General features: G+C 30.3%; 10 protein-coding genes. 6 read left to right on the top strand and 4 right to left on the bottom strand.

Annotated elements, in window-relative coordinates:
- Window positions 1-117: 117 nt before the first annotated feature.
- Window positions 118-2,103 (bottom strand): putative porin, encoded by a 1,986-nt coding sequence (locus AC2D6V_RS07800; protein ID WP_484647496.1) that lies wholly within the window; start codon window positions 2,101-2,103, stop codon window positions 118-120.
- Window positions 2,104-2,538: 435 nt separating this feature from the next.
- Between AC2D6V_RS07800 and AC2D6V_RS07795 the strand changes: the two genes are divergently transcribed.
- From AC2D6V_RS07795 to AC2D6V_RS07785, 3 genes are all read left to right on the top strand, one after another.
- Window positions 2,539-3,138, top strand: a complete 600-nt coding sequence (locus tag AC2D6V_RS07795; RefSeq protein ID WP_484647495.1) for a ribonuclease HII — start codon at window positions 2,539-2,541, stop codon at window positions 3,136-3,138.
- Window positions 3,139-3,181: 43 nt separating this feature from the next.
- A complete protein-coding gene (locus AC2D6V_RS07790; protein ID WP_484647494.1) occupies window positions 3,182-5,614 on the top strand; it encodes a ribonuclease HII in 2,433 nt (810 codons plus the stop codon).
- A 288-nt stretch (window positions 5,615-5,902) separates the two neighbouring features.
- On the top strand, window positions 5,903-6,952 hold the full coding sequence (locus AC2D6V_RS07785; protein WP_484647493.1) for a nucleoid-associated protein: 1,050 nt from the start codon (window positions 5,903-5,905) through the stop codon (window positions 6,950-6,952).
- Window positions 6,953-7,044: 92 nt separating this feature from the next.
- On the opposite strand, the gene AC2D6V_RS07780 is transcribed toward AC2D6V_RS07785, so the two are convergent.
- Window positions 7,045-7,722 (bottom strand): uracil-DNA glycosylase family protein, encoded by a 678-nt coding sequence (locus AC2D6V_RS07780; RefSeq protein ID WP_484647492.1) that lies wholly within the window; start codon window positions 7,720-7,722, stop codon window positions 7,045-7,047.
- Between the two features lie 98 nt (window positions 7,723-7,820).
- On the opposite strand from AC2D6V_RS07780, the gene AC2D6V_RS07775 reads away from it, so the two are divergent.
- The gene (locus tag AC2D6V_RS07775) at window positions 7,821-7,955 is read left to right on the top strand and encodes a 30S ribosomal protein THX (protein ID WP_484647491.1); all 135 of its coding nucleotides are present in this window, start codon (window positions 7,821-7,823) and stop codon (window positions 7,953-7,955) included.
- Window positions 7,956-8,157: 202 nt separating this feature from the next.
- On the opposite strand, the gene AC2D6V_RS07770 is transcribed toward AC2D6V_RS07775, so the two are convergent.
- Window positions 8,158-8,895 (bottom strand): hypothetical protein, encoded by a 738-nt coding sequence (locus AC2D6V_RS07770; protein ID WP_484647490.1) that lies wholly within the window; start codon window positions 8,893-8,895, stop codon window positions 8,158-8,160.
- A 136-nt stretch (window positions 8,896-9,031) separates the two neighbouring features.
- Complete coding sequence (gene yaaA / locus AC2D6V_RS07765) at window positions 9,032-9,790, bottom strand: peroxide stress protein YaaA (RefSeq protein ID WP_484647489.1); 759 nt, start codon at window positions 9,788-9,790, stop codon at window positions 9,032-9,034.
- 254 nt (window positions 9,791-10,044) lie between these two features.
- On the opposite strand from yaaA, the gene AC2D6V_RS07760 reads away from it, so the two are divergent.
- Window positions 10,045-10,608: a hypothetical protein gene (locus AC2D6V_RS07760; protein ID WP_484647488.1), complete on the top strand. Its 564-nt coding sequence runs from the start codon at window positions 10,045-10,047 to the stop codon at window positions 10,606-10,608.
- A 32-nt stretch (window positions 10,609-10,640) separates the two neighbouring features.
- Window positions 10,641-11,186, top strand: coding sequence for a cupin domain-containing protein (locus tag AC2D6V_RS07755; protein ID WP_484647487.1), 546 nt, complete (start codon window positions 10,641-10,643; stop codon window positions 11,184-11,186).
- Window positions 11,187-11,229: the final 43 nt, after the last annotated feature.

The following is an 11,229-nucleotide window of genomic DNA, read 5'->3' as shown; positions in this document are numbered from 1 at the left end:
TAAGCCCACTAACAAACAAAGAAGGTTCGAGGACTTGGAACCCTTCGAATACCCTCACAATAAACTCAAGCCTCAACCTTAAAAGAGAACATTAAAAAAATTTCAGAAAATATTATATTAAAGAAAGAAATTCCAAACTACACCAAAGCGCACAGAAAAGTCTCTGTATGGGTTATTGGGTGCTGAGAAATAGTCGTACCCTGTAAAGGCTGCATTGAAATGTTCAGCTTTTATATATATTCTTGTTTGACGAATTTTAGCGTTTATAAAGAAATCTAGACGGGGGAAATCTCCAAATTCTCTATCTGTTTGAACATAAAATTCGGCAAGCAAAGGATTATAAGCATTCATATAATAACTTGTAAAGTAATTGAACGTTATTCCTGTTTGTAAATACATGGCTTTTTTAAATAGATGTGTAGAATAATATAATGTGTTTCGAGTGGTTAGCTCTGGGACATTAAACACATTATTATCGTTTTGAACATTTTGATATAATATGGTATTGTTTAAGGCAAACTTTCCATATTTAATTTCATTTACAAATTTAACTCTTAAATAGTTTATGGACTCACTAGTTTGAAAAGGCTTTATCGGATTTGGATTTTCATTTGTGATGTTCGCAGCATCAATTTTAAAATAGGTATAGTCGTTTATAGTAGAATAATCTACTGTAATATCTGCTAAGTCTTTATATTTTACCTGAAATGCTAATTGTTGCGTTTCGGTATTATTAAAATTATTTTGCCAATTATAATTTGAATAAACACTCTGGTTTAGCAACATATTATAATTAGGTGCATTTGAACTATGATTTATTGATGCTTGAGCAAAAACATCTTTATTAAGTTTGAACTTAGCCCTTGCTTTTAAAAAGTTGCCTTCGAAATCACCAGATATATTTAAACCCAATTCACCTTGAAGTTCAATTTTTTTAAATTGCTTTAAATATTTTCCCCCTGCAGAGAATATATCTCCCTTTAACCTATTTGTTATTGTCTCATTGCCTACAACAACTAATTTATTATAACCATAATTATAGTTATTATGACTTGCATTAAATTGTAAATCGCCAATAATACTATTATTGTAATTTAATTGTACTTGGCTATAAAAATTTTCTAATGTTACTTTATCTTTTAGATCAGAGCTTTTGTTAGCTTCTCCAAAAAAACTGGTAGAAGCATTAGACTGGTCATATTCAAAAAACTTGTCTTCAAATGACATTATATGCCCAATACTCAATTTGTTTTTTGACAATGAATCTTTATTCTTGATAATCTTATAGTTATGCTCTAAATGAAATCGCTTGCCTTTTAAAACACTTTCTGCGTTTTCGAAGTTAACTTCTAAAATAGACCGATCTAAAAATTCTTCAGTCCCAGATTCAAAATCTACAACACTTCCATCTTGTAGTCCACCATTCTCTTGGTTTAACAAATCCTGAGTAACTATGTGAGCTCTTACTAAATATCGTTTGTTTTTGGTTAGGTAATTAGTGGTAAATCTGAAATTTCCTGAACTCGTTAATAAATGCTGATAGCTACCAAGAGACCTTAGACCTTTATAAGCAATTGAAAAATTAAATTGAGGCGACGTATTTACAGTAAAAAAAGAATCTGCTAATTGGCCTTGTTCAAAAGCTGTTTTAAAAAATAATTCAGTTAATGGTGTTGGGACCCTATAATAGTTGATATCCTCAATTTCCATATAATTGAAATGTCTCGCCCTCGCACCAAAACTTGGTCTTAAAAGGGTGTTTTGAAAATTATAGGTTAAGGTATTATAGGTCTGTCCTATATTAGAAAAAGGCATCAAGCCAAAATTATCGCGACGCAAATAATTAAACTTATACTCTTTTTGAATAGTAAGTGTGGTATCCACATAAGTGGTATCATTAAGATGCGATATAATTAAATAGTCCTCAATTTTTGCTTCTGAGTTCTTAATATTTTTAATTCCTGTACTTTTTCTTGATTTACCGCTAAGGCTATCTTGAGTATTTAATTCTCCAAAGTCCTGAGATAATCTAGTTGGTCTATCTTGAGCAAACAAAATATTTAAGCAACATATTAAAATGGAAGTCAAAATTATTTTTTTCATCAAATAATATGCTTTTTGATTTTTATTTTGGATAATTATATTTAGGTGACAAAAGTAATTATTTGAACGCTAAGTGAAGTGAATTATTTTAAAATAAAGAAAGCCAGTAAAATTTTACTGGCTTTCTTTATTATCACCCTAAAAAATAGAATGTTTGAATATTTATTTTGAGTTAGTCAGTGACAAACATCTTAATATTATATTAAAAAACCAAAAAAAACACTTAAAAAAACAATTATGTTCGAGGCTATCCATTTTTTAAATTATCAAATTATTAATTTTTATTATATATTTTTTATAATTTCATTAAATTACATGACATAAATTAAGAATTTGTTAATGCCGTTTACATTATTCTCAATTTTCCATATAAATATTTTATGTACGCATAATAATTTCTGGATAAAATTATAGATTTGATAATATTTTGCTTGCATGTTATTATTAAAATACTCCGATTTTGAATTAGAATGTGGCACTGATGAAGCTGGTAGAGGCTGTCTCGCAGGCCCAGTGACAGCAGCAGCTGTTATATTGCCAGAGGGTTTTAAAAGCAAAATATTAAACGATTCCAAACAACTTAGTGAAAAGAAGCGGTATTCATTAAAGCCTATTATTGAAGAACAAGCTTTAAGTTTTGCTGTCGCTCATATATTTCAAGAGGAAATAGATAAAATCAACATTCTTAATGCCTCAATTTTGGCGATGCACCAATCGATTGAGCGCCTACAAATAGCACCAGAATTTATAATTGTAGATGGAAATCGGTTTAAACCTTTTAAAAAAATCCCCTTCGAAACTATTGTTAAGGGGGATTCTAAATTTTTAAGCATTGCAGCAGCTTCCGTTTTAGCAAAAACTTACAGGGATGATTACATGGAAAGAATTCATGAGGAGTTCCCAATGTATAATTGGAAACAAAATAAGGGCTACCCTACCAAAGAACATCGTGAAGCCATTAAAGAATTTGGGGTTACAAAGTATCACAGAAAATCCTTTAAATTACTACCAGAACAATTGGCTTTGGAGTTTTAAAAGAGTAAAAAATGTACTAGGTTTGTAAAAACTTAATTACCCTATGCGCTTTCTTTGTTTTATCCTAATAGCAACTACTCTTTTAGGCTGCTCTAATTCTAAAACAAATCGTTCTAAATTAATACATTTTATTCCAGAAAGTTCCTCGATTATTATAAAAACGAATAATCTTGAAAGTTTAAAAAGTAGTATACATAATAATGATTTTTTGTCTCATTTTTCAAAATCTAATTCTATTAAATCATTAGAATCTAAGTTAATATGTACCTCTTTATTAAAACCCTTTGGAAATGTGTTAATAGGAATCAACAAATCTGCACATGATAGTTTAGAATTTTCGTTAGTTACAAAGTATCATGAACATTTATTTCAAAAAGACTCTGTTTCGAACTATATAGAAGAAACCCTCAAATATGATGATAGAACTATTGTGAAATCAACATTAAACAATGCTGTTTTTTACAGTACTGTTATTGATAGTGTTTTTATTGCATCGTCTTCGAAAATATTAATTGATGGTGCTTATGAAAAAATTATTCCAAACGAACTTCTTGAAAAAACATACAGTACCACCGATAATACCAAAACACTATCAGTTATTATTAAACCTGATACTGAGCTGATTAAATCATTTTTTATAGACAACACCTTACCATTTCATAATTTCACAGATTACATTGCTTTAGATACTGATATTAATCAAAATAAAATAGTTTTAAGTGGCATTACTAAAGCGACAGATTCAAGTAAAAACTTGATAAACGTCTTCAAAAACACAACGCCGCAAGAAAATCAAATTCAACATGTAACACCATCAAACAGTGACGGTTTTATGAGTTTAACTTTTGATGATTACGAAATTTTTCAGAAAAATTTAGCTAAATTTAGTCGCAACGACTCTATATCAGAATCCACTACACTTTTTGATAATATAGTTGAAGTTGGCGTTATTTATGAATCTAAAAATAGAGCTGTTGTATTGCATTCTATTGATGACATAGCAACAAAAGACGCATTATTGGCAGAACAAAATGTTATTGATTCTTACCGACAAGTAACTATTTATAGTTTCAGTAATTCAGAATTGTTCGCTCAAACTTTTCAGCCATTAATTAATTCGACAAACTTTACTAATTATTGTTTACTTGATAACTTTTTTGTGTTTTCATCAGATTTGGAAATGACGCAAAATATTATAGCTAACTACCAAAACAAAACCACGCTTAGTGAGCGTAATTACTTTAAGGATATTAAAAGTGAATTAAGTGATGCTTCTTCGTTGATGCTTGTAATTAACTCATCAACACTCGAAAATGTGATTAAAGATAATTTCACTGAAAACTTAAATATTAATCTGAAAAATTATAAGGTTTCGGGGCTTCAGTTTGTGTATGATACTAATTTCGCTCATGTAAACGGTATTATCAATAAAAGTAAAACTAGAGCTTTAGAACATTCAATATCTGAAGAGTTTAGCATCAAGCTAGATAATGAATTACTTAACACCCCACAATTCGTTAAAAATCATATTACAAAACAAAAGGAAATTGTTGTTCAGGATATAAACAACAATTTATACCTGATTTCAAATCAAGGTAAAATTCTTTGGAAAAAACGTTTACATGGTGCTGTCCTTGGTAAAATAAATCAGATTGATATTTACAAAAACGGCAGGTTACAATTGGCTTTTGCTACACCAAATCGCGTATATGTTTTAGATAGAAACGGAAATGATGTCGTTCCGTTTCCTGGTAAATTTAATGACGAAATAACACAACCTCTTTCGGTATTCGACTATGACAAAAAGAAGAATTACAGACTATTAGTAACGCAAGGCAAGAATATATTAATGTACAATACCAAAGCCAAAATAGTATCTGGATTCAAATTTAAGTCGGCAAAAGATATAATAAACCACCAACCTCAACATTTTAGAATTGGTAGTAAGGATTACATCACCATAAAAACAGATTCTAAGCTATATATTTTAGATCGTACTGGAAAGAATAGGGTTACACCAAAAACTAATAGCTCCTACTCTACTGAAGCAATCAATCTTTATAAGAATAAATTTACCACAACTTCTAAAGACGGTAAACTTGTTACTATAGACTCTCGAGGAAACGCCGCCATTCAAAATTTAAATCTATCTGATAATCATCATATTACAAGTTCTTCAAAGACTTTAGTTACACAGACTGAAAACAAACTTTCCATTAGAAATAAATCTGTTGAAATAGATTATGGCAATTATATTGCGCCACAGTTATTTTATATAAATGATAAAATTTATGTAACCACTACCGATTTACAGACTCAAAAAATATATTTGTACGATAGTCAGACTAAGCTATTACCAAACTTTCCTGTTTATGGAAATTCAGCAATCGATTTAGATAATATTGATAAGGATAGAAATCTAGAATTTGTGACAAAGGGTGAAAACAACTCGGTAATACTGTATCAAATAAATTAAAATAAAATACAGCGATAACATATTTGCTTATTAGAAACTAATTTATATCTTTAATCCAGCTATTAATCAATTATTTACATTCAATTTCAAACCAAACAAAATACATTTTATAGATAACTAATTTTCTATGAAGGACATATTCAATTTGTGCCCTTCATAATAAATGCTAGTATCTATTAAAAACCCAAGTCCTCGAATCTTGAGCGTCAAAACAATTTGTTTTGGCGCTCGTTTTTTACAACATTCTGAGATTAATTTAATACTATTGCAAGCAATAAAAAGTGAACTATGATTTCAAGAAAAAACGCCTCCATTTCAAAATTTATAATCCATAAAGTTGGTAACAAGTTTAACGATACTAAAAATGCTTTCTCAGAGAATTTAGTAGATTTTGACGAAGCTAGTTACGACCTTATGCTTCCCTTTTTATTGCGTCCTTTTGGCAGTGCAGTACAGAGCTATCGCTTTAACCATCATGCTAGCATTGCACTAAACGAAATAAATAGTTACTCCTCTCAAATATTTAAAGACGACGATGCTTTTATTGAAGTTTCAAAGCATATTGTAACACATCTATACGAGCAATCGACTTCTGCACAAATTAAAACAGGCGATGTTTTAGTGGTTCTTTTTGATGGCATTGAATATGGCGATATGACAACAAATGCACTCGGTATTTTTAAAATTGAAAGCAAGGTGAACTTCTTCCAAACCTATTTAGAGAACAAAAGCTATGATGTTTTAGTACAGAAAGGCATTAGTTCGAAAAAAGTAGATAAAGGCTGCCTTATCTTAAATCAAAGTGATACTGAAGGTCCCATAATTTTAAGTGTAGATAATAATAGTTACGATGCACAATACTGGATAAATCAGTTTTTAAATATTAAATATGCCGATGATGCCAATAGCCACACGCAACAATACATAGAACTCTGTAAAGAATTCTCTACCGAAGTTTTAAAAAACAGCTATGGCGTTAAAGAACAAAATACGTTTTTAACAAAAACCATTGACTTTTTTAAAGAAAATGAAACGGTAAATGTTGAGCTTTTTAAAGAAGATGTGTTTGACGAAGAAAAGCACATAAGACAATTTGAAGATTACAAAAAAGAATATGAAGGTGAACAAAATTTAGTTATTCGTAATCAATTTGATGTTGCCGAACGTGTTGTAACCAAAGAAAAGCGTAAAATTAAAACCGAAATAAAGTTAGATACAAACATTCAAATAAAACTCGATATAGATGCACCCGATGCGTCCGAAGAATATTTAGAACGGGGTTATGACGATGAAAAGAAAATGCATTACTACAAGGTGTTTTTTAATGCTGAGGACTAAGCATGTGGGCTTTATCAGAAAAAATAAATAACTTCGTTTATGTCTGATTTAAGTTTTAAAACGATGCATTTCATTAAAGTTAAACGAACCTCTCAAAAAAACTCCCGATACTGCATCACACGAAAATCGAAGGTATTAAAATCGGGGTTTTTAGCTTTTAGTTGTTTATAAAGTGGCAATCTACTTATAGAAATATTAGCAGCACCAGAACCTGAAGTTAAAGAAACGGTTTTTACAATTCTTGAGGCACTTCGACTGCGCTCAGCGTTACACAATGTAAATTGATGTACTCTTGGAACTTCGTTATAAACTAATTCTAACTTCAAATTATATTCCTTTAAATGTTTCCTGAAAAAATATTCTGGTCCGTTTTTACTGCTACCACCTGTAAATAAAATGGTATCAATACTCGGAAACTGCTTAATATAGCCTATTAAATTACTTAGCTTAATGTTTTTCATCCCTAAATCGGATGCATCAATTTTATCGCGTTCGGCACTTTCAACGATATCGCAAACACCTATTTTATTTTCGATTAAAAACTCTTTCCGTTCATTTATCGCTTCTTTGGAATTATCATATTTTAAATTTAGATTATGAATTTTATCAATAAACAACCAAAGTGAGTTATAATAACTTCCGTAGCAGAAATCCACATCCTTGTCTAGAAGGTTACCTGTAGAAAAACGTGGTGGTGGTAACGTACCAACTATTAATTTAGTAGTATCGTTTTGGATGAATGGTTGATATGGGTGTTTATGAATAAACATAGGTTTTACTTGACTTTCGTCTTTGAAATTGTTATATTAAAATTATTAAAGATAATAAGATTCCCGTTTTCACGGGAATGAAAAAAGCTTAAATTATTATGGGAAAAGGCGATAAAAAAACAAAAAGGGGTAAGATTAATAGGGGCACTTTTGGTGCTAGACGACCACGAATTAAAAAGAAGTTAGCCGTTGAAACTAAGATTAGCATCAATAATAAGGCTACACCTAAATAACTACTTGCTCTTAACCTGTTGTGCATTTTGAAAAACTCTGACAATTCGAGTGAATTTCACGAATGACATGAGTGAAATTTGTATCGAGAATAGGGGTTTTTGTTTATGAATTAGTTCTCTCCCGATAGCTATCGGGAACAATTTTTTTATCAAAAAATTACTCGAACTGACATTTCGGAAAGTATTTAGCTCAAAATGTTCATCAAGTATACTCTAAATTTATTTCTATTAAAAGTTTTTCAACTTCTTGAATTGTTAATCTATATATGCGCTTATTTGGTTTTGTCATGTGTTGAGATTCTGATTTAATCTCTTCAAGAATATCTTTTACTTCTTCTTTTTTTCCTCTACTTGATAAAAATTTTGCGAGAATTAGGCGCTCTTCGTAAAAAGAATAGCGAATATCTATTTTTTTTAAATTCGTTTCTGCTTCCTCTATTTTACCAACTTTTTCTAAAGCTAATCCGTATAAAAATTGAGATCGAGTTTTTTTAAATTCCTGATGATCTTTTATTTTTTCGGTATAAGAAATGGTCTTCTCATATTCTTCCAAATTAAAGTAACACTCAATTAATTGCTTTATAACATAAAAGTCGTTTTGCTTGTTTCCTTCAATAGAATCTAAATAATAAGGAATTGCATTTTGATAATCTTTATTTTCTAAATAAGCATCGGCTAAATTCACTCTATTCTGATAAGATTCTAAAAATTCAAGTTGCTTTTCTAAATCCTTAATCTTTTTAGTCGGATTAATTATATGTGTAATCTCACTTGTTATTTTTTCTGCATCGCGCTTATTGTATACCTGTGTAATCAAGTAAATAACACAACCTACTAGCGGTAAAAGGAGAATTAAAATCCACCAATAAAAAGCATTTCTATGTGTATAAAGATGATAAAGGCAGTAGGCTTGAAGGGCAATAATAAAGTAAAAATACATTTAAAAGTATTGAGTGAACGAAATCAAAAATACAACTTTAGTATCATTGTCAGGCGTTTTTATTGCTATGTAGTAATATGTTTAATTTAAGCTTCCATTAAAGAGATTCCTAAGTCACAAGCTCCTCGGAATGACGTTATCGAATAAAAACTAAATCATTCTCTTTAGACATGTCTTCGCTAAAACCATAACCGCCATAATTAAAGCCTTTTAAATCGTCAATTGTTTTTGCATTGGTATCAACAATGTAGCGTGCCATCATACCACGAGCTGCTTTGGCAAAAAACGAAATCATTTTATACTCACCGTTTTTAAAATCTTTAAAATTCGCTGTAATTACAAGCACTTTTAAAGCTTTAGTATCAACTGCTTTAAAATACTCATTACTGGCTAAGTTTAAAAATAACTCACCATCTTCAAGTTCTTCATTTAAAGCTTTTGTAATATCTTTTTTCCAGAATTCGTATAAGTTTTTCTTCACACCTACTGGCATTTTGGTCCCCATTTCCAAGCGATAAGGCTGAACTAAATCTGTTGGTTTTAAAACACCATATAATCCTGAAAGTATTCGCACTGTATTCTGCAGGGTATCTAGTTTTTCTTCTGGAATGTTGTAAGCATCTAATCCACGATACACATCGCCATTAAAAGCATAAACGGCTGGTCGCGCATTATCTTTTGTAAATGGTAATTCCCAAGACTGATTGCGCTCGTAATTCAATTGTCCTAAGGCACCAGAAATGCTCATAAGTTTTGATAAACTTCTAGCCGATTTCTTTTTAAGCAACTTGTTTAAGCGCTCCGATTGCTTTAAGAACTGAGGTTCGCTATACCTTGTAAAAGGTAATGCCGTTTCAAAATCTAATGATTTGGCTGGTGAAATAACGAGTTTCATACAATGTGATTTTTGAATTATTCAAATTTACAACTCCTAGTCTATTTTTTAAATTTTAGATTACAATTATTTTTAATGCCATTATAAACGAAATTGATGTATTTGACTTTGTAAAAAATTTCAGCTAACTTCGTTTATCAATCGATAAAGTTTATCTGTGCTGAATTTGGTTCAGTATTGAAACGCAAATTTATCTTTGCATTGTGTGTAATTTGATATAAAATATTCTAGAATTATAAATAAGAAACCAATTTATGATCGACCAATTCAACTATTTAGTTACCTTTATATCTGTTCTTGTTGGGCTTGGTATGACCAACTTATTGCACAGCCTTCACGTCATGCTTAAAGCCCGAAAACGTATTATATGGAATTGGATTCCATTGGCGTGGGCATTTATGGCATTCGAAAGTTTAATAATTATGTGGTTTAACCTTAAAATGGAATTGACTAGCTTTTATTCTGGGTCTGCTCTTGGACTATTATTGTTTTTAATACCAACAGTATGTCATTTGTTATTTGTAATGGCTGTGATTCCTGATAAAGTTCCCAAGGAAAAGTTCGATTTAAAATCATGGTATTTCGAGCAGTCAAACTATATGTTTTCTCTCCTAGTCATAATGATGATTTTTCTGTTCATTAACAGAGTTGTAGCCAACAAAGTTTCAATGTATGATTTTACCATCAATCTCATCTTTATCGGTTTCGCTTTCTTACTTTCAAGAAATAAGAGTTTTACATTACACGGTATAGTGGTAATTCTAGTATTTATTTTACTGCAAATTGGAATTATTCTACCAATGATTAATCAAGGCTAGAAACGGATATTGTACATTACAATAAATTGAATATGCTACAAGAAAAAACGATTATAAATCCAATAATAAAAGATCAGGCCACCTATATTCATACGGCGGAATCAACTAATGGAGAAAAAACCGTTATGGATATCCATCTAGAACCTCAAGGAGGAGTTAGCTTACATTACCACAAGATATACGATGAAACTTTTGAGGTTCAGTCTGGAGAACTCATGGTACAAATTGGAAAGCAGAAAAAGAAATTAGAATCAGGAGAAAAAATTACCGTCAAAAGAAATGAAATTCATAGGTTTTATTCTGAGTCTGAAAAGCCCACAAAATTTCGAGCAACGCTTATTCCTGGTCATGAAGGATTTGAAAAATCTCTAGCTATAGCATATGGTTTAGCTTCTGATGGATTGGTAAATAAAAAAGGAATTCCAAAAAGTTTTCGTCATTTAGCGATCATAGCAACTATGTCGGGAACAAATTTGCCTGGGATATTTTCTTATATAGAATGGATTTTTAAAATTATTGTTAAATCAAAAAAATCTAAGAAAATTCAAGAAGAGTTAATAAAGACATATTGCCTATAACTGCACAAAACAATAGTTATAATTCATATTGGTTTTGTTCAAC

The sequence above is a fragment of the Algibacter sp. YIN40 genome (genome assembly GCF_057219435.1).
The sequence above is the reverse complement of the archived record's forward strand: the minus strand, read 5'-3'. Positions and strand labels throughout refer to the sequence as shown.